Here is a 25,617-nt window from a genome sequence, read left to right as displayed (position 1 = left end):
TCAGCGCACCTCGGCCAGCGCAGCGTCGACGGCGTCGGCCACCAGGGCGCCGACGGCGAGCATCGCCTCCGGGGACCGAGCGGCCCGGCACAGCAGGAAGCCGCCCTCGAGGGCGGCGAGGTAGGTGAGGGCCAGCTCGCGGGAGCGGTCGACCGCGAGGCCGGCCCCCTCGAGGCGGCTCGACAGGGCGGTGGCCCACGACTCGAACACCTCGTGGGTGACCCGGCGCAGCGGCTCGTTGGTGCTGGCGACCTCCAGCGCCACCGTGGCGATCGGGCAGGCATCCGCGTAGCCGGATGCCTCGAGCATGGCGGCGGCGGCCGGGAAGCTCTCGCGGATGCCGGTGGCGAGGTCCGGGGCCTCGTCGATGACCGCGCCCACGAGGAGCCCGTAGCCGGCCCCGGCCACCCGCAGCGCCTCCGCCGCCAGCTCGTCCTTGCCGCCGGGGAAGTGGTGGTAGAGCGACCCGGTGGGCACGCCGCTGCCGGCGGTGATCGCCCCCACGCCCGTGGCGGTGAACCCCTGGTGCAGGAACAGGGCGGCGGTGGTGGCCACCAAGCGGTCCCGGGTGTTGGCGGTGGCGGTGGGCGGTGCGGGCACGACAGCTCCGGAGGGTTGCACGGTCGGTGGCCAGGCTACTAGAACGATCCCTCTAGAGCGATCACTCTAGGACGAACGTGGAGGTCCTCTCGTGGCCACGACCAACCCCGGCACCCGGTCCGACGCCCGGACGGGCCCCGTGCCCGCCCACCGCCAGCCCGACGCCGGCCTCCGCCACGCCGCCTGGGGGTTCCTCGTGGCGGCCGTGCTCCACAACGGCGACCACTTCCGCCGCGGCATCGACACCGTCAGCACCGAGCTGTTCTGGGTGGGCAACCTCGGCATGGTGATCTCGGCGGTGGCCATCGTGCTGGTGCTCGTGGGGCACCGCACGGCCCCGCTGGTGGCGGTCTCGGCCGGGTTCCCGCTGGCCCTGGGCTTCGCGGCCGCCCACTGGCTGCCCACGTGGAGCGCCCTCAGCGACACCTTCGTCCACGGCGGGGTGAGCTGGTTCAGCATCGTGGCCTCGCTGCTGGAGATCGCCGGTGCCCTGTGGCTGGGCGTGGCGGGCCTCCGGGCCCTGCGCCGCCAGGGCGGCCTGGCCTCGGCCGCCTGGTAGCCGCCACCCGGTGGCAGCCGGTGGCGGCCGGCCACGGAGGGCCCGGAACCAGCGAGGCCGGCTCCGCTGGAGCCGGCCTCGTCACCTGGTGCCCTCGGGGCGATTCGAACGCCCGCACACGCCTCCGGAGGGCGATGCTCTATCCCCTGAGCTACGAGGGCAGGGGACGCAACCCTAGAACGTGGGGCTGCGGTGCCCAACTCGGTAGCCGCCGCTCTCACCGCGCCGTCGACCACGGGCAACGGGTGACATCGGGCCCGGGCCGCGTCGGTAGGCTCGGCCCATGACGTCCACGGTCGTGCTGGTTGTCGACGACGACCCGGTCATCCTGAAGCTCCTCACCGTCAACTTCGAGCTCGAGGGCTACGAGGTCTGCTCGGCCACCCAGGGGGCCGAGGCGCTGGAGGTGGCGGCCGACCGACGACCCGACGTCGTGGTCAGCGACATCATGATGCCCGTCATGAGCGGCATCGACCTGGTGACCCGGATGAAGCTCGACCCCGAGCTGGCCGGCATCCCGGTGGTGCTGCTGTCGGCCAAGGCCCAGGCCGCCGACATCCGCGCCGGCCTCGACGCCGGCGCCGCCGACTACGTCACCAAGCCGTTCGAGCCCCTCGACCTCGTCAGCCGGGTCGAGGCCGTGCTCGGCCGCTGACCGCTCCTCCCGCCCGTCCCACCCGGCGCCCGCTCCGGTCCCCCGAGGGCCGGGCGCCCGCTCTGCCCGAAGGAAGTCCCCCGTGATCCGCGATGACCTGGCCGCTGCTGTCCGCGAGGCGCTGAGCGCCCTCGGCGTCGATCCGCTCCCCGAGCGCGTCGACCTGGAGCGCCCCGGCCGCCGCGAGCACGGCGACTGGTCCTCGAACGTGGCCCTGGCCACGGCCAAGAAGGCGGGGCGCAACCCGCGGGAGCTCGCCGCCCAGCTGGTGGAGCACCTCAGCGCCGCGCCGCCGGCCCACGTCCTGAAGGTCGACCTGGCCGGCCCCGGCTTCGTGAACTTCCACCTGGCCCCCACGTGGCTCCACGACATCCTCACCGAGGTGGTGGAAGCCGGCCCCGACGGCTACGCCAAGCCCGACCTCGGCCAGGGGCGCTCGGTGAACGTGGAGTTCGTGTCGGCCAACCCCACCGGCCCGGTGCACGCCGGCCACGCGCGGGGCGCCGCCCACGGCGACTCCGTGGCCCGGCTGCTCACCCGCACCGGCCACGCCGTGACTCGCGAGTTCTACATCAACGACCGCGGCGTGCAGATGCAGAAGTTCGGCCAGAGCCTCGCCGCGCGCAAGGCCGGCGAGGAGCCGCCGGAGGGTGGCTACCTCGGCGAGTACGTCACCGAGTGGGCCCAGGAGCTGCCCGACGACGTCGACCCGGTGGTCTGGGGCGAGGAGCGGGCGCTGCAGGACCAGCGCGAGGCGCTGGGCGCCTTCGGCGTGCACTTCGACGAGTGGTTCAGCGAGCTGACCCTGGTCGACAGCGGCGCCATCGAGACCACCCTGGCCGAGCTGCTCGAGCGGGGCGTCGCCTACGAGCAGGACGGCGCCACCTGGCTGCGGTCCACCGACCACGGCGACGACAAGGACCGGGTGCTCGTCAAGAGCGACGGCGAGTACACCTACCTGCTGCCCGACATCGCCTACCACCGCGACAAGTTCTCCCGGGCCGAGCAGCTCATCAACGTGTGGGGCGCCGACCACCACGGCTACATCGTGCGGATGAAGGCGGCCATGGCCTCGTTGGGGCTCGACGCCGACGCGCTGGAGATCGAGATCGTCCAGATGGTCGACCTGCTCAAGGACGGCGAGCCCATGAAGCTCTCGAAGCGGGCCGGGACCGTGGTGGAGCTGCGCGACATCGTCGACGAGGTGGGGGCCGACGCCGCCCGCCTCACCTACCTGCTCCAGTCGATCGACTCCCGCCAGACGGTCGACCTGGCCGAGGTGGCCAGCCAGGGCATGGACAACCCCGTGTACTACGTGCAGATGGCCCACGCCCGGATCCACGGGATCACGCGGCGCGCCGACGAGGCCGGCTTCCCGCGGGGACCGCTGGCCGACGCCGACCTGTCGCTGCTCACCCACGAGCGCGAGCTCGACGTGCTCCGGGCCCTCTCGGAGCTGCCCGACGTCGTGCGGCTCGCCACCGAGGACCGGGCGCCCCACAAGGTCACCACGTGGGTCCGGGACCTGGCCGGGGCCTTCCACGGCTTCTACCACGACTGCTACGTGGTGGGCGATGGCGTCAGCCCCGAGCTGACCCAGGCCCGCCTGTGGCTGGCCGAGTCGGCCCGCATCGGGCTCAGCATCGGCCTCGACCTGCTCGGGGTCTCCGCGCCGGAGACGATGTGAGCGCCCTGCCGTGGGGCCTGCTCCCGGACTCGGCCGAGGTCGGGCCCGACGGGCAGCTCCTGGTGGGCGGCTGCGACGTCGCCGCGCTGGCCGAGGAGCACGGCACGCCGCTGTTCGTCTACGACGAGGAGCAGCTGCGGGCCCGCTGCCGTGAGGCCGTGGCGGCCTTCGGCGACGGCGTGGCGTACGCCACCAAGGCGTTCCTGTGCCGGGCCATGGCCCGCCTGGCCCACGAGGAGGGCATGCACCTCGACGTCGCCAGCGGCGGCGAGCTGCTGATCGCCCTCTCCGCGGGGGTCCCGGCCGAGCGCCTCGTGCTGCACGGCAACAACAAGAGCGACGAGGAGCTGGTGGCGGCCCGCGAGGCCGGCGTCGGCCGCCTGGTCGTCGACAGCTTCGACGAGCTCGACCGGCTGGAGCGGCTCCACGCCGCCGATGGCCGGGTGCCCAAGGTCCTCCTGCGCCTGACCCCCGGCGTCGAAGCCCACACCCACGAGTTCGTGATGACCGGCCAGGACGACTCCAAGTTCGGCTTCGGGCTCAAGGTCGGCGACGCGGCGCGCCGTCGAGCGGGCCCAGGCCTCCGCCGCCGTCGAGCTGGTGGGCCTCCACGCCCACATCGGCTCGCAGGTCTTCGTGGCCGGCTTCTTCACCCAGGCCGTCGAGGCGCTGGCGCCGTTCGTCAACGAGCTGGGCCTGCCCGAGCTGTCCATCGGCGGCGGCATCGGCGTGGCCTACGTCGAGGGCGAGGAGGCGCCGTCCATCACCGAGTGGGGCGACGTCGTGCGCGCCGCCTGCGCCGACGCCGGGATCACCGCCCGGGTCTCGGCCGAGCCGGGCCGCTCCATCGCCGCCCAGGCGGGCCTCACCGTCTACCGGGTGGGCACCATCAAGGACGTCCCCGGCATCCGCACCTTCGTGGCCTGCGACGGCGGCTTCATCGACAACCCGCGGCCGGCGCTCTACGGCTCCGGCTACGAGACCTTCCTGCCGCAGGCCGTGGCCGCCGACCGCACCGAGACCGTGCGCCTGGTGGGCAAGCACTGCGAGTCGGGCGACGTGCTGGTGCCCGAGGCGCGGGTGCCCGCGGGCCTGGCGGTGGGCGACCTCATCGCCACGCCGGTCACCGGCGCCTACGGCCGCACCATGGGCTCGAACTACAACTCGCTGGGTCGCCCCGCCGTGGTGTTCGTGCGCGACGGGCAGGCCCGGGTGGTCATCCGCCGCGAGACCGACCAGGACCTGCTCGCCACCGACGTCGGCTGACGCCTCCGTTCGCGACGCCTCAGTTGGCGGTCTCGGACACCTTGAAGTTGAAGTTCACGTCCAGCCCGTCGACGGTGTTCACGGTGAGCAGCACGTCGTAGCTCTGGTCGCCGTCGGTGATCACGCAGGTGGTGGTGGCGCCCACCACGCCCTGGAGGGCCTCCGGGCAGGTGGCCGAGTCCGGCTCGCGGCCCACCTCCTGCAGCAGCCCGGCCTTGAGCTTGGCCTCCAGCTCGGCCGGCGCGACGGAGGGGACCTGGCCGGGCTCGGTGGTGTCGCTGCCGGCGGTGGTGGTGGTCTCGTCCGGGGCGGTGTCCGGGGCCTCGGTGGTGGTCGTCGTGAGCGGCGACCCGTCGGCGTTGACCTCGGTGACGTCGAAGGTGGCCTTGCCCCCGTCGACCTTGGTCACGGTGAGGCGCACCGTGGTGCTCACGCCCTTGACGGTCAGCGTGCACAGCGTGGTGGCCTTGGCCTTGGCGTCGACCTTGTCCGGGCAGTCGACCTTCGACGGCTTGGCGTCGAGCTGCTTGGTGACGAAGGCGGACACCTGCTTCTCGAGCTCGCCGGTGCCGACCTTCCGGCCGGTGGAGACCGACGCGGAGCAGCCGGCGAGCCCGACCAGGATCGCCGCGGCCGCGACAGGGGCGAGGAGGGGACGGATGCGCATGGGGTGACGACCTGGTTCTCACGGTGGATGGTGACCGGGTCCCGCCTGGAACCCGCCGGAGACCCTAGGGGCCGCCAACCGCTTTCGGGCACCACCGGGGGGACCGGTAGCCTCGGCCCCCGTGAGCGAATCCGTGGTGAAGGTCGGGGTGCTGGGCTGCGGCAACGTGGGCGCGGCCCTGGTGCAGCTGATCGAGGAGCGCGGCGACGAGATCGCCGCCCGCACCGGGATCCGCCTCGAGGTCGCGAAGGTGGCGGTGCGCAGCCTCACCCGCAAGCGGCCCATCCACCTGGACGAGTCGGTGCTGACCCGGGAGGCGGCCGAGGTGGTCGCCGACCCCGACATCGACGTCGTGGTCGAGGCCATCGGCGGCATCGAGCCGGCCCGCGAGCTGATCCTCGCCGCCCTGGGCAGCGGCAAGCCGGTGGTCACGGCCAACAAGGAGCTGCTGGCCAACCACGGCGCCGAGCTGTTCAAGGCGGCGTCGGCCGGCGAGGTCGACCTGCTGTTCGAGGCGGCGGTGGCCGGTGGCATCCCGATCCTGCGCCCCCTGCGAGAGTCGCTGGTGGGCGAGGACGTGCGTCGCATCATGGGCATCGTCAACGGCACCACCAACTTCATCCTCACCCGCATGTCCGAGGAGGGCACCTCGTACGCGGCGGCGCTCACCGAGGCGCAACAGCTGGGCTACGCCGAGCGGGACCCCACGGCCGACGTCGAGGGCTACGACGCCGGGGCCAAGGCCGCCATCCTCGCCAGCATCGCCTTCGGCGCCAAGGTGGTGGCCGGCGACGTCTACCACGAGGGCATCAGCAACATCTCGGCCACCGACATCGGCTTCGCCGCCCGGCTGGGCTACGTCATCAAGCTCCTCGCCGTGGCCGAGCTGGTCAGCGTCGAGGGCGACGGGCCCGACGAGGTCGCGGTGCGGGTCCACCCCGCCATGGTCCCGGTGAGCCACCCGCTCGCCGGCGTGCGCGACTCGTTCAACGCGGTGTTCGTCGAGGGCGCGGCGGTGGGCGACCTCATGTTCTACGGCCGCGGGGCCGGCGGTGCGCCCACCGGCTCGGCGGTGCTGGGCGACCTCGTCGACGCCGCGGTGAACCTCCGCAAGGGCACCCACGCCGACCTGCTGGCGCTCACCCGTCGCCCGATCCGGCCCATCGACGAGCTGCGGTCGAGCTACTACGTCAACCTCGACGTGGTCGACCGGCCCGGCGTGCTCCGGGCGGTGGCCGAGGCCTTCGAGCGCCACGGCGTGTCCATCCGCTCCCTGGAGCAGGAGGGCGTCGGCGAGCACGCCCGCCTGATCTTCATCACCCACCGCGCCCGGGAGGCCGACGTGCAGGGCACGCTCGACGACCTGCGCGGCCTCGACGTCATCCACGACATCACCTCGGTGCTGCGCGTGGTCGGCGACGACCAGGACCTGACGTGAAGTACGTCTCCACGCGCGGCAGCGCACCGGTGCTGGAGTTCGGCGACGTGCTGCTCGCCGGCCTGGCCACCGACGGCGGCCTGTACGTCCCCGACGAGTGGCCGGCGCAGCCCGAGCTGGGCTTCGACGCCAGCTACGCCGACTGGGCCACCGCCCTCATGGCCCCCTACGTGGCGCCCAGCCTGAGCCGTGACGAGCTGTCGGCCATGGTGACCGAGGCCTACGCCACCTTCGCCCACCCCGACGTCTGCCCGGTGCGCCCCATCGACGACGGCCTCTGGCTGCTCGAGCTGTTCTGGGGCCCCACCATCGCCTTCAAGGACGTGGCCCTCCAGCTCGTCGGCCGCCTCTTCGATCACGAGCTGACCAAGCGGGGGGAGCGGGCCACCATCGTGGTGGCCACCTCCGGCGACACCGGGTCGGCCGCCATCGAGGCGTGCCGGGGCCGGGCCAACCTCGACATCGTCGTGCTGCACCCGGCCGGCCGGGTGAGCGACGTCCAGCGCCGCCAGATGACCACCGTCGACGAGCCCAACGTGCACAACGTGGCCGTCGACGGGACGTTCGACGACTGCCAGGAGGCGGTGAAGGCGATGTTCGCCGACGTCGCCTTCCGCGAGGCGGTGGGCCTGTCGGCCATGAACTCCATCAACTGGGCCCGGGTGATGGCCCAGACCGTCTACTACGCCACCTCCGCCCGCACGGTGGGCGCCGGGGACCCGGTGGGCTTCTCGGTCCCCACCGGCAACTTCGGCAACGTCTTCGCCGGCTGGGTGGCCCGCCGCACCGGCACCCCCATCAGCCAGCTCGTGGTGGCCTCGAACAGCAACGACATCCTCCCGCGGTGGCTGGCCAGCGGCGTGATGGAGACCCGGGGCGTGCACCCCACCATCAGCCCGAGCATGGACATCCAGGTGTCCTCCAACGTCGAGCGGCTCCTGTTCGAGCTCTACGACCGCAACCCGTCGCTGCTCGCCGATCGCATGGCCGAGTTCAAGGACGAGGGCACCGTCGCCACCGGCGACACCCGCCTGGCCACCGTCACCGAGGTCTTCGACGGCGTCGCCTTCGACGACGAGGCCATCCGCGCCGAGATCCGCCGCACCTACGAGGCCACCGGCGAGGTGCTCGACCCCCACACCGCGGTCGGCGTCGCCGCCGCCCGGGCGTCTCGGCGCGACCCCGACGTGCCTGTGATCTGCCTGGCCACCGCGCACCCGGCCAAGTTCCCCGACGCCGTCGAGTCGGCCATCGGCATCCGCCCGGAGCTCCCCGAGCACCTGGCCGACCTGCTCGAGCGCACCGAGCGCTTCGACGCCCTCCCCCCTGGACCAGGCCGCCATCCAGGCCTACGTCCGCACCGCCACGGGCCGCTGAGATCTCGGCACCCGGTGCAGGAGGGCCACCCGTCCGGGTGAGCCGGGCGGGCGCATCGGCAGGGTAGTGGTCGTTCGTCACCGACGACAGGAGCTCCCCCATGCCAGATGTCCGTTCCGACCGCCCACTGCGCCGCCGGGTGGCGCCGCTCGCCATCGCCCTGCTGGCGTTCGCCCCGCTCGCCACCGCATGCTCCAGCGACACCAAGAGCGACGCCAAGAAGACCGCCGAGTCGTTGAAGGAGGACGCCAAGGGCAACGCCGATGCCGCGGGCGACGCCATCTCCGACAAGGCCGGGGAGGCCGCGGCCCGTGCCGCGGCCGAGGACCTGCGGGCCCGGATCAAGGCCAACGACACGGCCAACGACGAGGGCGCCCGCTCCATGTCGGCGCTGAACGAGTCGATCGCCGACGTGGCCGGCGATCCCGAGGTGGTCGGGCTCAAGGACGATGACGGCGACGGCCTGGACGACGACGGCAAGGTGCAGCTGGACGTGGACGGTGCCAGCGCGTGCGTCATCCTCCCCGCGTCGGGCGAGGACACCAGCGTCGAGGGCGGCAGCTGCTGAACCCCGAGCCCCTCGACCCCGGGGTCAGTCGTCGGGGTCGGGGATCGGCTCGGCGCCCTCGGCCTCGTCGCGATCGGCCCAGGCCAGCAGCTCGTCGAGGCGGTACGGGGCGGCGTCGATGCCGGCGTGGAGGTCGCCGAGCGCGGCGTAGCGGGCCGGCATGGTGGCGATGGTGAAGTCGTCGGGCTCGCAGTCGTCGACCTCGTCCCAGCGCACGGGCGCCGACACCCGGGCCTCGGGCACGCCACGCACGGAGTAGGCGGCGGCGACGGTGTGGTCGCGGGCGTTCTGGTTGTAGTCCACGAACAGGGCGCCGGGGTCGCGGTCCTTGCGCCACCAGGCGGTGGTGACGTCCTGCGGGGAGCGGCGCTCCACCTCGCGGGCGAAGGCCAGGGCGGCCCGTCGCACGTCGGTGAACCCGTGCTCGGGCACCACGCGGACGTAGACGTGCAGCCCGCTGCCGCCGGAGGTCTTGGGCCAGCCCACCGCGCCCAGCTCGTCGAGCAGCTCGTGGACGATGTGGGTGACGCGCCGCACCTGGGCCCAGTCGCTCTCGGGGCCGGGATCGAGGTCGATGCGCCACTCGTCGGGCTTCTCGGTGTCGGCGCGGCGCGAGTTCCACGGGTGCAGCTCGACGGTGGACATCTGCACCGCCCACGCCACCTGGGCCAGCTCGGTCACGCACAGCTCGTCGGCCGTCCGCCCGTAGCGGGGGAACGACACCCGCACCGTCTCGATCCACGGCGGCGCGCCGCGGGGCACGCGCTTCTGGTGGACCTTCTCGCCGCTGACGCCCTCGGGGAAGCGGTGCAGCATGCACGGCCGCTCCCGGAGGGCGTTGACGATGCCGGGGCCGACGGCCTCGTAGTAGCGGACGAGGTCGAGCTTCGTCTCGCCGCGGGTGGGGAAGTACACCCGGTCCGGGTTGCTGATGCGGACGGTGCGCCCGCCCACCTCGATCTCGATCGCCGGGGATGCCGTCGCCACCGCCAGAGCGTACGACCGCCGGGCCGGCGTGACCGACGTCGCTTGGCACCGGCTCGCCAGGGGTGAACAATACGGAACCGTTCCGTAAAGCTCCCGACCCGGGAAGGCCCGCCATGCGTGCAGCGCTCCGAGACCCAGAGGTCGCGTACCAGCGACGCTGGCTGACCCTGCTGGTGCTCTGCATCAGCCTGATGGTGATCGGCCTCGACAACACCATCCTCAACGTGGCCCTGCCGACGTTGGCCAAGACCGGCGCCGACGGCGGGCTCGCCGCCTCGTCGAGCCAGCTGCAGTGGATCGTCGACAGCTACACCATCGTCTTCGCCGGGCTGCTGCTCACCGCCGGCAGCCTGGGCGACCGCTTCGGGCGCTACCGCTTCCTGGCGGTCGGCCTGGTGATCTTCGGGGTCGGCTCGGGGCTCTCGGCCCTGGCCAGCGACGCCAACGTGCTGATCGCCACGCGCGCCCTGATGGGCATCGGCGGCGCGTGCATCATGCCGTCGACCCTGTCGATCCTGACCAACGTGTTCACCGACCCCGCCGAGCGGGGCAAGGCCATCGGCATCTGGGCCGGCGTCTCGGCCATCGGCATCGGCGTCGGTCCCGTGGCCGGCGGCTTCCTGCTCACCCACTTCTGGTGGGGCTCGGTCTTCCTGGTGAACGTGCCCGTGGTGATCGTGGGCCTGGTGCTCGGCTTCCTGCTGGTGCCGGAGTCGAAGGACCCGTCCACGCCGCACCTCGACCCGGTCGGCGCCATCCTGTCGATCCTCGGCCTCGGCGCGCTCCTGTGGTCGATCATCGAGGCGCCGTCGAACGGCTGGGGCGACCCGAAGACCATCGCCGGCTTCGTGGTCGGCTTCGCCATCCTCGGGGCGTTCCTGGCGTGGGAGCTCCACTCCACCCACCCCATGCTCGACGTGCGCTTCTTCGAGAACCCCCGCTTCTCCGCCGCCAGCGGGGCGGTGACGCTCACCTTCTTCGCCCTGTTCGGCGTCGTCTTCCTGCTCACCCAGTACCTGCAGTCGGTGCTCGACTACTCCACCATCAAGGCCGGTGCGGTGCTGATCCCGATGTCGGTGGTGATGATGATCGCCGCGCCGATGTCGAACATCTGGACGGTGCGCTTCGGCAACAAGCGGGTGGTGGCGACCGGGCTGGCGCTGGTGGCGCTGTCGATGCTCACGTTCCTGACCCTGCAGGTGGACAGCTCCACCATCCACGTCATCGGCACCACGCTGCTGCTGGGCCTCGGGATGGGCAACATCATGGCGCCCGCCACCGACTCGATCATGGGCTCGCTGCCCCGGGCCAAGGCCGGGGTGGGCTCCGCCGTCAACGACACCACCCGCCAGGTCGGCGGCGCGGTCGGGGTGGCGGTGATGGGCTCGATCCTCTCGTCCATCTACGGCTCGCGCATGACCGAGCGGCTCACCGACGCCGGCGTCCCCGCCGGCGCCCGGGGCCCGCTCAGCGACTCCATCGGCAAGACCCTCGGCATCCTCGAGAGCAAGCAGGGTCGGCCCTTCGCCGACACCGTCACGCCCCTGGCCCACCAGAGCTTCGTGAACGGCATCCACGCCGCCGCCGTCGTGGCCGCGGTCGTCCTGCTGATCGGCATGGGCGCCGTGCTGCGGTGGCTGCCGGCCCGAGCCCGCGACGAGGCGGCGCCCGGGACCGAAGCGGCGGCCGTCGACGTCGACGGCCTCGACGTGGCCGGCGAGCTGGTGGACTGAGCCGGTGACGCGGTCCGCTTCCTCCGAGCCGGCGAGCTCGGCGCCGGTCGACGAGGAGACGGCCGCGCCTCGGCGGGGTCGGCCCCGGTCGGCCGAGACCGAGCGGGCCATCGTCGACGCCACCCTGGAGCTCCTGGTGGAGGAGGGCTACGGCGGCATGTCCATGGAGGGCGTGGCCGCCCGGGCCGGGGTGGGCAAGGCCGCCATCTACCGGCGGTGGCCGTCGAAGGCGGAGCTGGTGGTGGAGGCGCTCCGGGGGTACGCCTCGGCGTACCCGCTGCCCGACACGGGAGACTTCCGGGCCGACCTGCTGACCATGCTGGAGGCCAGCCAGTCGTTCATGGTCGGGCGGGAGGGCGCCATCATGCAGGCCTTCGCCGCCGAGAAGGCGCGGTACCCCGACCTGCGCGAGCAGTTCGAGATCACGTTCATCGCCGAGCGCCGGGCCCACCTGCACCGCCTGGTGGAGCGGGCGATCGAGCAGGGCCAGCTGCCGGCCGACACCGACATCGGCATCTTCACGCTGGTGGGCCCGGCGGTGCTGGCCCACCACCTGCTGATGCACCACCATCCCGAGGAGCCCGACATGCCCCAGCGCATCGTCGACTTCCTGGTGCCCCCGAGGCGCTGAACCTCCTCAGGCGTGCTTGGCCAGGGTCCAGCTGCGGTCGGAGCCGATGTTCGGGTCGTGGTTGGGGTCGTCGGTGGGGACGAAGTTGCCCTGGCCGTCGGTCCAGACGTAGTCGTGGCTGCCGTCGTCGTAGTGGTAGTTGCCCTCGGCGTCGTTCGGGTCGACGTAGGCGGTGCGGCCGAGGAGGGTGTCGCCCAGTGCGTCCTGGGCGCTCTGGCCGCCGGCCGAGCCGACGCCGGCGGGGTACGAGCGGGCGTCGTCCACCACCTTCTGGTGGGCCACGCTGGCCGCCACCGCCTGGCTCTGATGGTCGCGGACCTGCTGGTTGTAGGCCGAGAGCTGGGTCTGGAGCTCGGCGTCGCGCTGGAGCTGCTGCCGGCGGCCCTCGATGCCGGCCAGGAAGACGCCGTTGAGCTGCTCGGCCACCTGCTGGAAGACCTTCCCCCAGGCCGGGTTGCTCGTGTAGGACGCCGCGATCTGCCACAGCGTGGGCCGCAGGGCGTCGAACCGGTCGCGATCCGCGCGCAGCGAGAACGCGCCGGTGAGTCCCCAGTTCTGCTGGGACACCTGGCCCTGGTGCGGCGGGAGGACGTAGTGCAGGGCGTACACCTCGTCGACCACCGGCTTGCGACCGCCATCGGCCGTGGCCACCTGGGACTCGATGCGGACCCGGACGCCGGTCGCCCCCAGGGCGGCCAGCTCGGTGAGGCCGAGGGTGGTGGCCAGGTCGGGGATGGGCGCGGCGTCGAGCACCTGCCAGGTCGAGGGGGCGCCTCGGTGGCGGGGCAGGAAGAACTGCGTCATGGCCTCCATCGGCGCCATCGGCGGCAGGAGGGTGAGACCGAACTTGTCGGTGCCCGGCCGCTCGAACCCCGCCGGTTGGATCCAGCAGCACCCGGCGTGGGGGAACCACTCGACGCCCTCGCTGCCGCTGGGATCCACGACCCAGGAGCGGGCCAGGGCGGGGTGGCTGGTGTGCTGCTGGTTCCAGACGACCTGGGACCCGGCCTGCCAGCCCGACGGGTACGTGAAGTGGGCCACGTCCATGCCGCCGTGGGCGGGGTCGGTGATGTGGTGCAGCTCCCAGCCGCCGCCGGGTGCCGAGGCGGCCGCCCCCGGCAGCGGCGGTGGCACGTCGTTCCCGTTCACCTGGCTCATGGCGCCAGCGAACCACCACCACGCGAACGGTCCGCGAACGGCCGGCCGCCGATCAGTCGACGGGCGAGGCGGCCGAGGGGATGCCGGTGAACGCCGACCACAGGGCGGCGTAGGGGCCCTCGTGGCCCAGCAGCTCGTCGTGGGTGCCGACCTCGACCACCCGGCCCTGGTCCATGACCACGACCTTGTCGGCGTCGACGGCGGTGGAGAGGCGGTGGGCGATCACCAGGGCGGTGCGGCCGCTGGCGGCCACGCCCATGGCCTGGCTGACCTTGGCCTCGGTGGCGAGGTCGAGGTTGGCGGTGGCTTCGTCGAGCAGGAGGATGGCGGGGTCGACGAGCTTGGCCCGTGCGAGGGCCAGGAGCTGGCGCTGGCCGGCGGAGAGCGAGCGGCCCTGCTCCCCGACCACGTGGAGGTAGCCGCCGGGCAGGGCGGCCACCACGTCGTGGGCGCCGACGGCCCGGGCGGCGGCCTCGACCTCGGCGTCGGTGGCGTCGGGGCGGCCGTAGGCCAGGTTGTCGCGGATGGTGCCGGCGAAGAGGAACGGCTCCTGGGGCACCACGCCGAGCTGGTGCCGGTAGGCCGCCAGGTCAAGGGTCCGCAGGTCGTGGCCGTCGACCAGCACGACGCCGCTGGTCACGTCGTAGTAGCGCGCCACCAGCTTCTCGAGGGTGGACTTGCCGGCGCCGGTCTCGCCCACGATGGCCACCGTCTCGCCGGCCTCGATGACCAGGTCGACGCCGTCGAGGACCTGCACCCCCGTGCTCGGATAGGCGAAGCGCACGTCTCGCAGCTCGATGCGCCCGGCCAGGGGCCCGGGGTCGACGGGGTGCTCGGCTTCGGGGACGGTCGACTCCTCCGAGAGCAGCTCCTCGATGCGGGTGAGCGCCACCCGGGCCTGCTGGTAGGTGTCGAACACCTGGGAGAGCTGCTGGATGGGGGAGAAGAACAGGTCGAGGTAGAGGAGGAAGGCGATCAGCTCGCCGGCGCTCAGCGAGCCGTGGCGCACGAAGGCGGCGCCGCCGGCGATGACGATGGCCGCCGCCAGGCCCGACAGCAGCTCGACGAAGGGGAAGTAGAGCGCCACGAGCTGCTGGGCCTTGAGGCGGGCGCCCAGGTAGTCGCGCGAGCGGCGCGAGAAGCGGGCGGTGTTCTGGTCCTCGCGCACGTAGGCCTGGGCCACCCGGACGTCGGTGAGGCTCTCCTGGAAGTCGGCGTTGACGACCGCCACCTTGTCGCGAGCGTCGTCGTAGGCGGCCGCCGACCGGCGGCGGAACAGCGAGGTGGCGATGGCGAGCGGCGGCACCACCAGGAGGGCGAGCAGGGCCAGGCGCCAGTCCATGAGGGCCAGGGCCACGCCGACGCCGACGCAGGTGAGCAGGGCCACGATGGCGTTCACCAGCCCCGTCTGGAGCAGCTGGGTGAGCGCCTCGATGTCGCTGGTCATGCGGGTCATGACCCGGCCGCCCATCTCGCGGTCGTAGTAGTCGAGCCCGAGGCGCTGGAGGTGGGCGAACACCTTCACCCGCAGCGACCAGAGGGCCCGCTCGGCGGTGCGTCCGGTGAGGAACGTCTCGCCCACCATCACGCCGAGGTCGAGCACCACCACCAGCAGGTAGACGAGGCTGGCCGCCCAGAGGGCGCCGGTGACCTTGGGCGTCACGCCGGCGTCGATGCCGTGGCGGATGAGCAGCGGCCCCAGCAGCGAGGCCCCGCCGTCGAGGACCACCAGGCCCAGGCCGGCCGCCAGCTGCCAGCGCCAGCGGCGGATGAAGGTCGTGAAGCGGAAGTGCGGATCGGGAGCTGCCGCCTCGGCGACGTCCTGGTCGGGGCGATCCCGCGCCGGCCGCAGCGCGCCGACCCGTGCCAGCAGCTCCGGCGTGGCGGCCAGCCCGGAGGCCCAGCCGCCGCCGCCCCCGCCGCCCCCGGCTCCCATGCCCAGCGACGGCGCCTCGGTCTTGCGGCCGGCGGCCACCAGGGCTCGGGCGGCCTGGGAGTCCTCGTCGCCCTCGCGCACCCACAGCGACGGGGTGGCCCCGGCCGCCGGGGTGTCGGCGGGCTCGGCGCCCTCGTCGACCACCACCACGTCGTCGGCGTCCACCAGCTCGTCGCCGGGGCCGGTGAGGAGGCGGCGGTAGAGCTCGCAGCGGGCGTCGAGCTCCTCGTGGGTGCCGACGTCGACCACCCGACCGGCGTCGAGCACGGCGATGCGGTCCGCCAGCAGGAGCGTCGAGCGCCGGTGGGCGATGAGGAGGGTGGTGCGCCCGGCCAGCACCCGGTGGAGGGTGGCGTGGATCTCGGCCTCGACCCGGCTATCCACCGCGGAGGTGGCGTCGTCGAGGATCAGCAGGCGCGGGTCGGTGAGCACCGCCCGGGCCAGGGCCACCCGCTGGCGCTGGCCGCCGCTGAGGGTCAGGCCCCGCTCGCCGACTTCGGTGTCGTAGCCGTGCGCCATGGCGTCGATGAAGTCGTGGGCCCCGGCCACCCGGGCCGCCGCCTCGACCTCGTCGCGGGTGGCGTCCGGCCGGCCGTAGGCGATGTTGGCGGCGATGGAGTCGGAGAAGAGGAACGTGTCCTCGAACACCAGGCCGATGTGGCGGCGCAGCGACTCCAGGTCGACGGAGGCGATGTCGGTGCCGTCGATGCGGATGGTGCCCGACTGGAGGTCGTAGAAGCGCGGCAGGAGGAGGGCGACGGTGGACTTGCCCGAGCCCGAGGTGCCCACCACCGCCATGGTCTCGCCGGGCTCGACGGTGAGGGCGAAGCCGTCGAGCACCGGCTCCGAGCGCAGGTAGCCGAAGCCCACGGCGTCGAACTCCACCCGGCCCTCGGGCACCAGCAGCTCGGGAGCGCCGGGCTCGGAGCGCACGGCCGCGGTGGACTCGAGCAGCTCGAACACCCGCTCGACGCCGGCCCGGGCCTGCTGGCCGATGGTGACCAGCCCGGCCAGCATCCGCGACGGCGCCTGGAGCTGGCCCATGTAGCTGGAGAAGGCGAGGAACGTGCCGAGGCTGATCCGGCCCTGGATGGCCAACCAGCCGCCGAGCGCCAGGACCGCCACCTGGGCCAGCGACGGCAGGGTCTGCAGGACCGGCTGGTACCGGGACTGGAGGCGGATGGCCCGGACCCGGCTGGCGAAGAGGCGCTCGGCGGTCTCGGCCAGGCGGGCGGTCTCGCGGCGCTCCTGGCCGAAGCCCTTCACCACCCGCACCCCGCTCACCGTCTCGTCGACCACGCCCGCCACCGCGCCGGCCTGCTGCTGGGCGTCCCACGATGCGGGGAACACCGAGGTGCGCAGCCGGAGCGAGGTGACGAGCAGGAGGGGGGTGATGGCCAGGGCGACGAGGGTGAGCAGCGGGCTGAGCGAGGCCATGGCCACCAGGGCCACCGCCAGGAACAGCACGTTGGCCAGCACGATCGGCAGGAAGGCGAGCAGGCCCTGCACCAGGTTGACGTCGGAGATGGCCCGGCTCACCAGCTGGCCCGTGGCCATCTGGTCGTGGTGGGTCACGTCCAGGCGTTGGAGGTGGTCGTAGACCTGGGTGCGCAGGTCGTTCTGCACGTCGAGCGCCACCCGGCCCGCCCAGTACCGGCGCACGTAGGCGGTGCCGAAGCGGGTGGCGGCGGCCAGGACCAGCAGGGTCACGGCCGGCACCACCGGCGAGGTGCCGGCGATGATCACGTCGTCGACGATGAACCGCTCGATCAGGGGGACGAGCGCGGCCACCACCTGGCCCACGGCAGCAGCGCCGAGGGCGATGGCCACGTTGCGGCGGTGCGGGCGGACGGCCACCCACAGCTGCCGCAACCAGCCCCGGTCGCTGGTCGTCTCGTCCATGTTCCCCGAGCGAGGGTACCGACGCGGGGGAGGATCCCGACGATCGGGGGTAGGTTGCGCCGCCATGAGCGATCCCCAGGACGTGGTCACCGTCGAGCGCCGGATCCCGGCGGAGGCCTCGGCCATCTTCGACCTGATCGCCCACCCCGCCCGGCACCAGGACATCGACGGCTCCGGCACCGTGCGCGACGCCAAGGGCAAGACCAAGGGCGAGCGCCTGGCGCTCGGGTCCACCTTCGGGATGTCCATGAAGATGGGCCTGCCGTACTCCATGGCCAGCACGGTCATCGAGTTCGAGGAGGGCCGTCGCCTGGCCTGGCAGACCCGGGGCCCGGGGCCCGTCGGCAAGCTGGTGGGCGGGCGCATCTGGCGCTACGAGCTCGAGCCGGTCGACGGCGGCACCCTCGTGAAGGAGACCTGGGACATCACCCAGGAGTCGCCGATCACCAAGCTGGCCATCAAGGGCCTGGGCAAGAAGACCGCCGAGAACATGAGCGCCACCCTCGCCCGCATCGAGGACCTGCTCACGGCCTGAGGCCCTGGTCAGCGGCGTCGGGTCGGGCCCGGGGGCCTCCGGGTCGGTAGGGTGCATCGGTTGGGGCCGCGTCGGCCCCGCCCACCTGCAACCCGGAGATCGCCTGTGTCCCTGTCGGACGTCCAATCCCTCCTCACCGCCGAGCTGGTCCGAGGCCCGAAGGTCCTGTCGGTCCAGGTCTCCCAGGAGACCTTCGCCGAGCTGCCGGTGAACGCCGAGGGTCGTCCGCTGCCCCTGTCGGTCAACGACAACCTGATCCCGGTCAAGCAGGTCCCGCACCACCGGGCCGACTGGGTGGTCCTGATCGACGTCGGTGCCGGCGGCAAGCGCATCCCGATCCGCCCCGAGGGCTCGTCGAACGAGGAGAACCAGGTGCACCGCAAGGTGGCCGCCCGGGTCCTCGACGACACCACCGCCATCGGCGACCTCGACTGGCTGGTGGGCCGCGTGCTCGACGGCAGCCCGTGCGAGGCGCTCACCGCGGCCTACGCGGCCATCCGGGCCGAGGGCGGCACCGACAAGGAGGCGCTGGCCTCGCTCGAGAAGACCTGGGTGGAGCCCGAGCCGGAGCCCGAGGTCGAGGAAGAGGCGCCCCCGGCCAAGCCGGCCAAGAAGACGGCGGCCGCCAAGAAGGCCGCGGCCAAGAAGGCCTGAGGCCCCGGCCGCACCGCCCCGCTCAGGCGAGCTGGGCGGTGACGGCGGCCAGCAGCTCGTCGTAGTCGTCGAGCGCCGGCAGCTGCGGGAACTCGTCCCGCACGTTCTGGGGCGAGTGGAACAGGAAGCCGGCGTCGGCGGCCACCAGCATGGTGGTGTCGTTGTAGGAGTCGCCGGCCGCGATGACCCGGTAGTTGAGGGCCTGGAAGGCCTCCACGGCGTGGCGCTTCGGGTCGGCCATGCGCAGCCGGTAGCCCACGATCCGGTCGTCCTCCACCACCAGGCGGTGGCAGAGGATGGCCGGCCAGCCGAGCTGGCGCATGAGCGGGGCGGCGAACTGCTCGAAGGTGTCCGAGAGGATCACCACCTGGGTCCGGGTGCGCAGCTCGGCGAGGAAGGCGGCGGCGCCGGGCAGCGGCTCGAGCGTGGCGATGACCTCGTCGATGGCCGACAGCGTGAGGCCGTGCTCGGCCAGCAGGTCCAGCCGGTACTGCATGAGCACGTCGTAGTCCGGCTCGTCGCGGGTGGTGCGGCGGAGGGCGTCGATGCCGGTCTTCTCGGCCACCGCGATCCAGATCTCGGGCACCAGCACCCCCTCGAGGTCGAGGGTGACGATCGACTGGGTGGGCGCCTCGGAGCTCATGGCCGCCAGTGTCGCCCATCGCCGGCGGGTGGCGGGAACCGGGGCGGTTCGCCGGTCCGGGGGCCGCTCGCTACGATCATCGGCGTCCGGTGCCGCAACGGCCCGGGCGCACCTCCTCCGGTCGTCGCTGCGTGTGCGGCCCGCCCAGGGGAGGCCCCGGCCCGACGCGGCGGCCAGGGACCAGGGGCGACCGCAGGTCGCTCCCGGGTCTCGGTGCACAGCTCGGGCCAACCCCCTCACCGTCACGAACCAGAGAGGTTCCACATGTCCGTGGGCCAGGACTTCGACCCGTCGCTGCTCGAGCGCAAGGACCGCGCCGAGCTGGTGGCCATCGCCACCTCCCTGGGCGGCAAGCCGCCCTCGCGCGCCAAGAAGGCCGAGATCGTCGGCCTCATCCTCCAGCTGGTGGGCGCCGAGCCCGGCGGCTCGGGTGCGGCCCCCGCCCTGGCCTTCGACGCCCCGGCGGCCGAGGAGGCCGACGGCGCCGACCCGGTCGCCACCGAGGCGGCCGCGCCGTCCGATGCTCCGGCTGCCGACGGCGCCGAGCGCGATGGCGACGCCGACGACGGCGCGCCGACCACCCCGCCGCCGGCCGGGCGCGGGGGTGGACGGGGCCCCAACTCCTCGCCCGCGCCTCAGGGCGGCGGTGCCGGCGGGGCCCAGGGCCGCGACGGCCAGGACCGCAACGGTGGCAGCCCGCCGCAGGGCCGCCCCCAGGGCGGCAACCAGCAAGGCCGTGACGGCGGCGCCCAGCAGGGCGGCAACCAGGCGCGCAGCGGCCAGGGCAGCGGCCCGCAGCAGGGCGGCGGCAACCCGGGCGGTGCCCAGCAAGGTGGCGGCAACCAGGGCGGCGGCGGCCAGCAGGGCAGCTCCCCCCAGGCCGAGGAGGCCGGGCCCGGCAACCAGGCCGACCCCCAGCCCCAGGGCGACGGCGAGGAGTCGGGCAACCGGCGCCGCCGCCGTCGGGGCCGTGACCGGGACCGCCGGCCGGACCAGGCCGACGACCAGGCCTTCCTGGCCGACCCGGTCGACGTCGAGGGCCTGGTCGACCTGCGCGACGAGGGCTACGGCTTCCTCCGGATCGCCGGCTACCTCCCGTCGCGGGACGACGCCTACATCTCGGTCAAGCAGGCCCGGCAGTTCGGCCTGCGCAAGGGCGACACCCTCAAGGGCAAGAGCCGCCCGGCCAACCGCAACGAGAAGAACCCGGCGCTCCTGCAGGTCGACGCCGTCAACGGGTTCCCGGTGGGCGAGCTGCCCGCCCGGCCCGACTTCGACGACCTGACGCCGCTGTTCCCCGACGAGCGCATCCGCCTGGAGCAGCGCGAGTTCCCCGAGAACATGACGGCGCGGATCATCGACCTCATCGCGCCCATCGGCAAGGGCCAGCGCGGCCTCATCGTGTCGCCGCCCAAGGCCGGCAAGACCACGGTCATGAAGCAGGTGGTCCGGGCCATCGAGCGCAACCACCCCGAGGTCCACCTCATCGTGCTGCTGGTCGACGAGCGCCCGGAGGAGGTCACCGACATGAAGCGGTGGCTGATCAACGGCGAGGTCGCCGCCTCCACCTTCGACCGCCCCACCGAGGAGCACACCGCGGTGGCCGAGCTGGTGCTGGAGCGGGCCAAGCGCCTCGTGGAGGCGGGCAAGGACGTCGCCATCGTGCTCGACGGCATCACCCGCCTCGCCCGGGCCTACAACCTGGCCGCGCCGGCCAACGGCCGGACCATGGCCGGCGGCATCGACACCGGGGCGCTGTACCCGCCCAAGAAGTTCTTCGGCGCCGCCCGCAACGTCGAGGAGGGCGGCTCGCTCACCATCCTCGCCACCGCCCTGGTGGAGACCGGCACCCGCATGGACGAGGTCATCTTCGAGGAGTTCAAGGGCACCGGGAACATGGAGCTCAAGCTCGACCGCCGCCTCGCCGACCGCCGGATCTACCCGGCCATCGACGTCGACGCGTCGTCCACCCGCCACGAGGAGCTGCTGTTCGACCGCAAGCAGCTCGCCCAGGTGTTCAAGCTGCGCCGGGTGCTCTCGGCGCTCAAGGACGAGAGCGGTTCGAGCGCCTCGGGCCTCGAGATGCTCACCGACCGCCTGCTGGCGTTCAAGACCAACGACGCCTTCCTCGACGAGATCGCCAAGGCGCCGCAGTAGGGGACCAGCCCCACCCAGCGGGGTGACCCGCCACATCCGACGCCGAAATGGGAATCAGTGGGAATGGCCCGCTGTTGGAGCATTTGGCACATCTCCGCCAACCCCGCGACACTGGAGCCACCATGAAAGCCGACATCCATCCCGACTACCTGGTGACCAGCGTGCGCTGCTCGTGCGGCAACACCTTCACCACCCACTCCACGCAGGAGTCGATCTCGGTCGAGCTCTGCAACGAGTGCCACCCCTTCTACACGGGCAAGCAGAAGCTGGTCGACACCGGCGGCCGGATCGACCGGTTCGAGCGCCGGTACGGTCGTCGCAGCAAGTAGCCGACCCTCGCCCTGCCCCCACGTGCGCCAGGTGACCCCTGGCGCACGTGGCGCGCTCGGGCACCGGTGCGCCCCGTGGCCGGGGCCGACCGCCTCCAGCCGCCCGCCCTCCGACCCCACGAGCTGGCCCCGATGACCCCCGAACCCGACGACCGCCGAGCGGCCCTGCTGGCCTCCAAGCTCCGGCTGCTCGCCGCCGAGCGCTGGGAGCTGGGCGCCGACGCCCGCCCCGGCGGCTTCCCGAAGGGGGCCACCCTCGTCGACCCCACGGCCCGCCGGGCGTGGGTGCTGGTCGAGGGCGACGCCGAGCGCCGCCTCGGCGGCGCGCTGGCGGTGTCGCTGCGGGCCGGCGTGGAGGAGCTCCACGTCATCGTCGACGATCCCGTCGCCGCCGGCATCGTCGCCCGCCGGGCCTCGGCCTTCCGGTTCCCCGTGCACGTCTGGCGGACCGAGGGGCGCGAGCTGGTGGCGGTGGCGCCGGCCGCCACCGCGGCCGACCCGGCACCTGCCCCCGAGGCCGAGCTCTACCGGCCGGTGCTGCGCGCCGCCGACCTGGAGCCGGTGGTCGAGGGCGGCCACCTCGTCGGCGAGCTGCTCGGCCTCGAGGTCGCCCGCGTGGTGGTGGCCGACGACGGCTCCGCCCACGTGGAGGCCGGCGTGGGGCGCTTCGACCGCGAGGTCGGCGCCATGATGTTCGCCGAGCTGGGCGAGACCGACGCCCTGGCGCGCGCCGTCGACATCGTGCGCCGCTACCGCACGGCGTCAGCAGAGCGCCACCCGTTGAACCACCTCGTGCCGGAGCGCTGGCTGCGGTCGGTGCTCGTCGCCCGGCCCGAGCTGGTGGGCGCCACCTCGCTGCGCTCGGTCGGCTCGGCCGTGCCCCGCCAGAGCCTCAACGGCGAGGGCGTGGCCACCGCCGTGGGCGAGGACGCCGACGGCCGGCCGCTGGTGGTGGTCTGCTCCACCGGCGTCTACCTGGACCTCGTCCCGTCGGCGGCCGACGACCGCCTGACCCACGGGCCCGACGCCCGGCTGGTCCTCGCCGTGCCCGAGCGAGACGCGGTGCCCATCACCGCCGACCTCGCCGCCCTGCTCACCGCCCCGGCGGAGATCGCCGCCATCCCCGGCGACTGGCGCGCCCCCACCGGAGGTTCGGCCTGATGCTCGACAAGCTCGAAGCCCTGGAGCGGGAGTTCGCCGACGTCGAGCGTCGCCTCGCCGACCCCGACGTCTTCGCCGACCAGGACAAGTACCGGGAGCTGGCCCGACGCCACAAGGAGCTCGACGCCATCGTCGAGCGCACCCGCGACCTGCGCCAGCGCACCGAGGACGCCGCCACGGCGCGCGAGATGCTCGGCGAGCTGTCGGGCGACGACCGCGAGATGATCCGCGTCGAGGTGCAGGAGGCCGACGCCGACGTCGAGCGCCTCACCGCCGAGCTCGAGCTCCTGCTGCTGCCCAAGGACCCCAACGACGACCGCAACGTGATCGTCGAGATCCGCGGCGCCGAGGGCGGCGAGGAGGCCAACCTCTTCGCCCGGGACCTGTTCGGGATGTACCAGGGCTACGCCCAGCGCCAGGGGTGGAAGCTCGAGGTCCTCAACACCGACGTCTCCGACATGGGCGGCTTCAACGAGGTGACCTTCCTCGTGTCGGGCGACGGCGTGTGGACCCGGCTCAAGCACGAGGGTGGCCCGCACCGGGTCCAGCGGGTGCCGGTGACCGAGTCGCAGGGCCGCATCCACACGTCCTCGGCCACGGTGACCGTGCTGCCCGAGGCCGACGAGGTCGAGGTCAACATCGATCCCGGTGACCTCCAGGTCGACTACTACCGGTCCTCCGGCCCGGGCGGCCAGTCGGTCAACACCACCGACTCCGCGGTGCGCCTCACCCACAAGCCCACCGGCGTCACCGTGTCGATGCAGGACCAGAAGTCGCAGCTCCAGAACAAGGCCAAGGCCATGCAGGTGCTGGCGTCGCGGCTGCTCAAGCTGGAGCAGGACCGCCAGGCGGCCGAGCTCTCCGAGGCGCGGCGGGACCAGACCGGCGGCGGCGGGCGCAGTGAGAAGGTGCGCACCTACAACTTCAAGGAGAACCGGGTCTCGGACCACCGGATCGGGCTCACCATCTACAAGCTCGACAAGGTGCTGGCCGGCGAGCTCGACGACGTGAGCGACGCCCTCGTCCAGGACGAGCAGACCCGGCGCCTCACCGAGGACCCGTGAGCGACGAGGACGCCCTCCCCGAGGTCGACGCCGAGCGGCTCGAGGCCGAGCGGAGCGCCGCCGACCTGGAGGGCACGGTGGCGTGGCGCGCCCTGCTGGCCGAGGCCGCCGCCTCCCTGGCTGCTGCCGGCGTCGACGCGGCGAACCAGGAGGCCCGCTGGATCGTGGGGGAGGCCACCGGGCTCGAGGGCGCCGAGCTGGTCCTCGGCCTGGACGAGCTGGCCACCGTCCGCGGGGTCGCCCGCCTCGACGCCATGGTCGCCCGGCGGACCGCCGGCGAGCCGATCCAGTACGTCCTGGGCAGCTGGGGCTTCCGCTCGCTCGACCTGCTCTGCGACCGCCGGGCCCTCATCCCGCGGCCCGAGACCGAGCAGGTGGTCGAGGTCGCCCTCCGCGAGCTCGACCGCGCCCTGCTCGCTCGCCACGGCGGCCACCGTCCCGTGGCGGTCGACCTGGGCACCGGCACCGGCGCCATCGCCCTGTCCCTCGCCGTCGAGCGCCCCGGCACCGAGGTGTGGGCGGTCGACCGGTCGGCCGACGCGCTGGCGGTGGCCCGGGCCAACCTGGCCGGCCTCGGCATGGCCGGGACCCGGGTGCGCCTGGCCGAGGGGTCCTGGTTCGACCCGCTGCCCGACGACCTCCGGTCCGGCGTCGACCTGGTGGTCACCAACCCGCCCTACGTCGCCGCCCACGAGGAGCTGCCCGCCGCCGTCCTCGACTGGGAGCCGGTCGACGCCCTCGTGCCCGGCCCCACCGGCCTCGAGGCCTACGAGGTCGTGCTCGCCGACGCCGCGGCGTGGTTGGCGCCGGGGGGCGCGTTCGTGGCCGAGGTGGGCCACGCCCAGGCCGCTGCGGTCGTCGAGCTGGCCACCGCCGCCGGCCTGGTCGACGCCGCGGTCCACCAGGACCACGCCGGGCTCGACCGGGCCGTCGTGGCCCGCCGCCCCGGCTGAGCGCCTGGCCGCAGCCGGACGTCCGCTACTTGGCGGGGCGGTCGGCCGACTCGCCGTCGATGGCGACCGCCAGGGCCCCGACGACGATGAGCAGCGTCGAGACGATGTCGGCCGCCTCGGAGTCGACCCAGTTGACCGCTCGCAGCAGGATCAGCACGACCCCCATCACGATGATGGAGAGGCCGAGGCGGGTGGTCACCCCGACAGCTTGGCCCTGGGTCCGGGCTACCTGCCAAACGGTGCGGGAGGGGTTGGGGAGGGCCATGGGCGTGGGACGGCCCACGGCTCGTGCCGTGACGGCGTGCCCGCGCTCAGGCCAGCTGGTCGTCGGTCACGCCGCCGAGCCGTAGCACCCGCCACGGGTCCCGTGAGGCGTCGACCACCGTGGACGGGACGGTGCCCGCGGGCCCGCCGTCGACCACGAGGGCGACCGGGCCGGCGAGGGCGGCGGCGGCCTCCGAGGCCGAGGTCGGCGTGGGCTCGCCCGATCGGTTCGCGCTGGTGGTGGCGATCGGGCCCACCCGGCGGGCGAGGGCCCGGACGAACGGGTGGCCGGGGCAGCGCAGGCCGATGGTGGTCTCGTCGTCTCCGCCGAGCGCCAGGCCGCGCGCCGCAGGGGAGCGGCGGAGCACGATGGTGAGCGAGCCGGGCCACAGCTCGGCCATCCAGCGCCGAGCGGCCTCCGGGGGGTCGGCGACGAGGGCGAGGGCCTGCTCGGCGTCGGCCACCAGCACGGCCATGGGCTGGCTCTCGGCGCGGTCCTTGAGGGCGAACAGGGCTGCGGTGGCGCCGGCGACGTGGGGGAGCGCGGCCAGGCCGTAGACGGTGTCGGTGGGCAGGACCACCGCCCCGCCGGCCAGCAGCACGGCGGCGGCCCGCTCCAGCGCGAGGTCGTCGGGGGCTCCGACCTCCACCAGCTCCGGCTCCGGCCCGTCCTCGTGCGCCACGGACGGCAGG

23 protein-coding genes, 1 tRNA gene and 1 pseudogene are annotated in these 25,617 nt (G+C 73.5%); 16 read left to right on the top strand and 9 right to left on the bottom strand.

Annotated features, from left to right (window positions below; all coding sequences use genetic code 11):
• Positions 1-600, bottom strand: a complete 600-nt coding sequence (locus KSP35_RS10645) for a TetR/AcrR family transcriptional regulator (protein WP_217001630.1) — start codon at positions 598-600, stop codon at positions 1-3.
• A 91-nt stretch (positions 601-691) separates the two neighbouring features.
• On the opposite strand from KSP35_RS10645, the gene KSP35_RS10640 reads away from it, so the two are divergent.
• Positions 692-1,159 (top strand): hypothetical protein, encoded by a 468-nt coding sequence (locus KSP35_RS10640; protein ID WP_217001629.1) that lies wholly within the window; start codon positions 692-694, stop codon positions 1,157-1,159.
• 86 nt (positions 1,160-1,245) lie between these two features.
• Here KSP35_RS10640 and KSP35_RS10635 read toward each other — a convergent pair.
• A tRNA-Arg gene (locus KSP35_RS10635) sits at positions 1,246-1,320 on the bottom strand.
• Positions 1,321-1,442: 122 nt separating this feature from the next.
• Here KSP35_RS10635 and KSP35_RS10630 point away from each other — a divergent pair.
• From KSP35_RS10630 to lysA, 3 genes and pseudogenes are all read left to right on the top strand, one after another.
• Positions 1,443-1,814, top strand: a complete 372-nt coding sequence (locus KSP35_RS10630) for a response regulator transcription factor (RefSeq protein ID WP_217001628.1) — start codon at positions 1,443-1,445, stop codon at positions 1,812-1,814.
• 82 nt (positions 1,815-1,896) lie between these two features.
• Positions 1,897-3,501, top strand: a complete 1,605-nt coding sequence (locus KSP35_RS10625; RefSeq protein WP_217001627.1) for an arginine--tRNA ligase — start codon at positions 1,897-1,899, stop codon at positions 3,499-3,501.
• A pseudogene (gene lysA, locus KSP35_RS25800) lies at positions 3,423-4,767 on the top strand (diaminopimelate decarboxylase). The gene KSP35_RS10625 and the pseudogene lysA overlap by 79 nt, the downstream one beginning before the upstream one ends.
• Positions 4,768-4,786: 19 nt before the next feature.
• Here lysA and KSP35_RS10615 read toward each other — a convergent pair.
• The gene (locus KSP35_RS10615; RefSeq protein WP_217001625.1) at positions 4,787-5,434 is read right to left on the bottom strand and encodes a DUF4333 domain-containing protein; all 648 of its coding nucleotides are present in this window, start codon (positions 5,432-5,434) and stop codon (positions 4,787-4,789) included.
• Between the two features lie 121 nt (positions 5,435-5,555).
• Here KSP35_RS10615 and KSP35_RS10610 point away from each other — a divergent pair, with 121 nt between their 5' ends.
• From KSP35_RS10610 to KSP35_RS10600, 3 genes are read left to right on the top strand one after another with little or no spacing between them, the layout of a single operon-like run.
• Complete coding sequence (locus KSP35_RS10610; RefSeq protein ID WP_217001623.1) at positions 5,556-6,872, top strand: homoserine dehydrogenase; 1,317 nt, start codon at positions 5,556-5,558, stop codon at positions 6,870-6,872.
• Complete coding sequence (gene thrC / locus KSP35_RS10605) at positions 6,869-8,290, top strand: threonine synthase (protein ID WP_217001621.1); 1,422 nt, start codon at positions 6,869-6,871, stop codon at positions 8,288-8,290. Before KSP35_RS10610 ends, thrC begins: the two co-directional genes overlap by 4 nt.
• A gap of 59 nt (positions 8,291-8,349) precedes the next feature.
• Complete coding sequence (locus tag KSP35_RS10600) at positions 8,350-8,817, top strand: hypothetical protein (protein ID WP_217001619.1); 468 nt, start codon at positions 8,350-8,352, stop codon at positions 8,815-8,817.
• Between the two features lie 24 nt (positions 8,818-8,841).
• On the opposite strand, the gene ligD is transcribed toward KSP35_RS10600, so the two are convergent.
• Positions 8,842-9,804: a non-homologous end-joining DNA ligase gene (ligD, locus tag KSP35_RS10595; protein WP_217001617.1), complete on the bottom strand. Its 963-nt coding sequence runs from the start codon at positions 9,802-9,804 to the stop codon at positions 8,842-8,844.
• 113 nt (positions 9,805-9,917) lie between these two features.
• On the opposite strand from ligD, the gene KSP35_RS10590 reads away from it, so the two are divergent.
• Together KSP35_RS10590 and KSP35_RS10585 are read left to right on the top strand one after the other, a co-directional pair.
• A complete protein-coding gene (locus tag KSP35_RS10590) occupies positions 9,918-11,537 on the top strand; it encodes an MFS transporter (RefSeq protein WP_217001615.1) in 1,620 nt (539 codons plus the stop codon).
• A 4-nt stretch (positions 11,538-11,541) separates the two neighbouring features.
• On the top strand, positions 11,542-12,168 hold the full coding sequence (locus KSP35_RS10585) for a TetR/AcrR family transcriptional regulator (protein ID WP_217001613.1): 627 nt from the start codon (positions 11,542-11,544) through the stop codon (positions 12,166-12,168).
• 6 nt (positions 12,169-12,174) lie between these two features.
• On the opposite strand, the gene KSP35_RS10580 is transcribed toward KSP35_RS10585, so the two are convergent.
• Positions 12,175-13,326, bottom strand: a complete 1,152-nt coding sequence (locus tag KSP35_RS10580) for a hypothetical protein (RefSeq protein WP_217001611.1) — start codon at positions 13,324-13,326, stop codon at positions 12,175-12,177.
• A 52-nt stretch (positions 13,327-13,378) separates the two neighbouring features.
• Entirely contained in the window at positions 13,379-17,164 is a 3,786-nt protein-coding gene (locus KSP35_RS10575) for an ABC transporter ATP-binding protein (RefSeq protein ID WP_217001609.1), read from the bottom strand.
• Between the two features lie 64 nt (positions 17,165-17,228).
• On the opposite strand from KSP35_RS10575, the gene KSP35_RS10570 reads away from it, so the two are divergent.
• Together KSP35_RS10570 and KSP35_RS10565 are read left to right on the top strand one after the other, a co-directional pair.
• Entirely contained in the window at positions 17,229-17,699 is a 471-nt protein-coding gene (locus KSP35_RS10570) for an SRPBCC family protein (protein WP_217001607.1), read from the top strand.
• 105 nt (positions 17,700-17,804) lie between these two features.
• Positions 17,805-18,353 (top strand): hypothetical protein, encoded by a 549-nt coding sequence (locus tag KSP35_RS10565; protein WP_217001605.1) that lies wholly within the window; start codon positions 17,805-17,807, stop codon positions 18,351-18,353.
• A gap of 22 nt (positions 18,354-18,375) precedes the next feature.
• On the opposite strand, the gene thrH is transcribed toward KSP35_RS10565, so the two are convergent.
• A complete protein-coding gene (gene thrH / locus KSP35_RS10560) occupies positions 18,376-18,996 on the bottom strand; it encodes a bifunctional phosphoserine phosphatase/homoserine phosphotransferase ThrH (RefSeq protein WP_217001603.1) in 621 nt (206 codons plus the stop codon).
• A 264-nt stretch (positions 18,997-19,260) separates the two neighbouring features.
• Between thrH and rho the strand changes: the two genes are divergently transcribed.
• The 5 genes from rho to prmC all read left to right on the top strand — a co-directional run bounded on the left by rho (position 19,261) and on the right by prmC (position 24,660).
• On the top strand, positions 19,261-21,153 hold the full coding sequence (gene rho, locus KSP35_RS10555; RefSeq protein ID WP_217001601.1) for a transcription termination factor Rho: 1,893 nt from the start codon (positions 19,261-19,263) through the stop codon (positions 21,151-21,153).
• A gap of 122 nt (positions 21,154-21,275) precedes the next feature.
• A complete protein-coding gene (gene rpmE, locus KSP35_RS10550) occupies positions 21,276-21,482 on the top strand; it encodes a 50S ribosomal protein L31 (RefSeq protein WP_217001599.1) in 207 nt (68 codons plus the stop codon).
• 132 nt (positions 21,483-21,614) lie between these two features.
• Complete coding sequence (locus KSP35_RS10545) at positions 21,615-22,643, top strand: hypothetical protein (protein ID WP_217001597.1); 1,029 nt, start codon at positions 21,615-21,617, stop codon at positions 22,641-22,643.
• Positions 22,643-23,707: a peptide chain release factor 1 gene (gene prfA / locus KSP35_RS10540; protein ID WP_217001595.1), complete on the top strand. Its 1,065-nt coding sequence runs from the start codon at positions 22,643-22,645 to the stop codon at positions 23,705-23,707. The genes KSP35_RS10545 and prfA overlap by 1 nt, the downstream gene beginning before the upstream one ends.
• The gene (gene prmC / locus KSP35_RS10535) at positions 23,704-24,660 is read left to right on the top strand and encodes a peptide chain release factor N(5)-glutamine methyltransferase (RefSeq protein WP_217001594.1); all 957 of its coding nucleotides are present in this window, start codon (positions 23,704-23,706) and stop codon (positions 24,658-24,660) included. Before prfA ends, prmC begins: the two co-directional genes overlap by 4 nt.
• Before the next feature lie 25 nt (positions 24,661-24,685).
• Here the strand turns inward: prmC and KSP35_RS10530 are convergent, their stop codons facing one another.
• On the bottom strand, positions 24,686-24,859 hold the full coding sequence (locus KSP35_RS10530; RefSeq protein ID WP_217001592.1) for a hypothetical protein: 174 nt from the start codon (positions 24,857-24,859) through the stop codon (positions 24,686-24,688).
• Between the two features lie 112 nt (positions 24,860-24,971).
• Positions 24,972-25,607: an L-threonylcarbamoyladenylate synthase gene (locus KSP35_RS10525; protein WP_217001590.1), complete on the bottom strand. Its 636-nt coding sequence runs from the start codon at positions 25,605-25,607 to the stop codon at positions 24,972-24,974.
• Positions 25,608-25,617 lie beyond the last annotated feature (10 nt).

Origin of the sequence: Aquihabitans sp. G128 (assembly GCF_019048865.1) — a bacterium.
GTDB lineage: Bacteria > Actinomycetota > Acidimicrobiia > Acidimicrobiales > Iamiaceae > Aquihabitans.
The sequence above is the reverse complement of the archived record's forward strand: the minus strand, read 5'-3'. Positions and strand labels throughout refer to the sequence as shown.

Coding starts and splice junctions, on each gene's coding strand:
- rpmE (WP_217001599.1), top strand. CDS start 21,276: ATGAAAGCCGACATCCATCCCGACTACCTGGTGACCAGCGTGCGCTGC.
- rho (WP_217001601.1), top strand. CDS start 19,261: ATGTCCGTGGGCCAGGACTTCGACCCGTCGCTGCTCGAGCGCAAGGAC.
- KSP35_RS10615 (WP_217001625.1), bottom strand. CDS start 5,434: ATGCGCATCCGTCCCCTCCTCGCCCCTGTCGCGGCCGCGGCGATCCTG.
- KSP35_RS10570 (WP_217001607.1), top strand. CDS start 17,229: ATGAGCGATCCCCAGGACGTGGTCACCGTCGAGCGCCGGATCCCGGCG.
- thrH (WP_217001603.1), bottom strand. CDS start 18,996: ATGAGCTCCGAGGCGCCCACCCAGTCGATCGTCACCCTCGACCTCGAG.
- KSP35_RS10580 (WP_217001611.1), bottom strand. CDS start 13,326: ATGAGCCAGGTGAACGGGAACGACGTGCCACCGCCGCTGCCGGGGGCG.
- KSP35_RS10630 (WP_217001628.1), top strand. CDS start 1,443: ATGACGTCCACGGTCGTGCTGGTTGTCGACGACGACCCGGTCATCCTG.
- KSP35_RS10590 (WP_217001615.1), top strand. CDS start 9,918: ATGCGTGCAGCGCTCCGAGACCCAGAGGTCGCGTACCAGCGACGCTGG.
- prfA (WP_217001595.1), top strand. CDS start 22,643: ATGCTCGACAAGCTCGAAGCCCTGGAGCGGGAGTTCGCCGACGTCGAG.
- KSP35_RS10575 (WP_217001609.1), bottom strand. CDS start 17,164: ATGGACGAGACGACCAGCGACCGGGGCTGGTTGCGGCAGCTGTGGGTG.
- KSP35_RS10600 (WP_217001619.1), top strand. CDS start 8,350: ATGCCAGATGTCCGTTCCGACCGCCCACTGCGCCGCCGGGTGGCGCCG.
- KSP35_RS10545 (WP_217001597.1), top strand. CDS start 21,615: ATGACCCCCGAACCCGACGACCGCCGAGCGGCCCTGCTGGCCTCCAAG.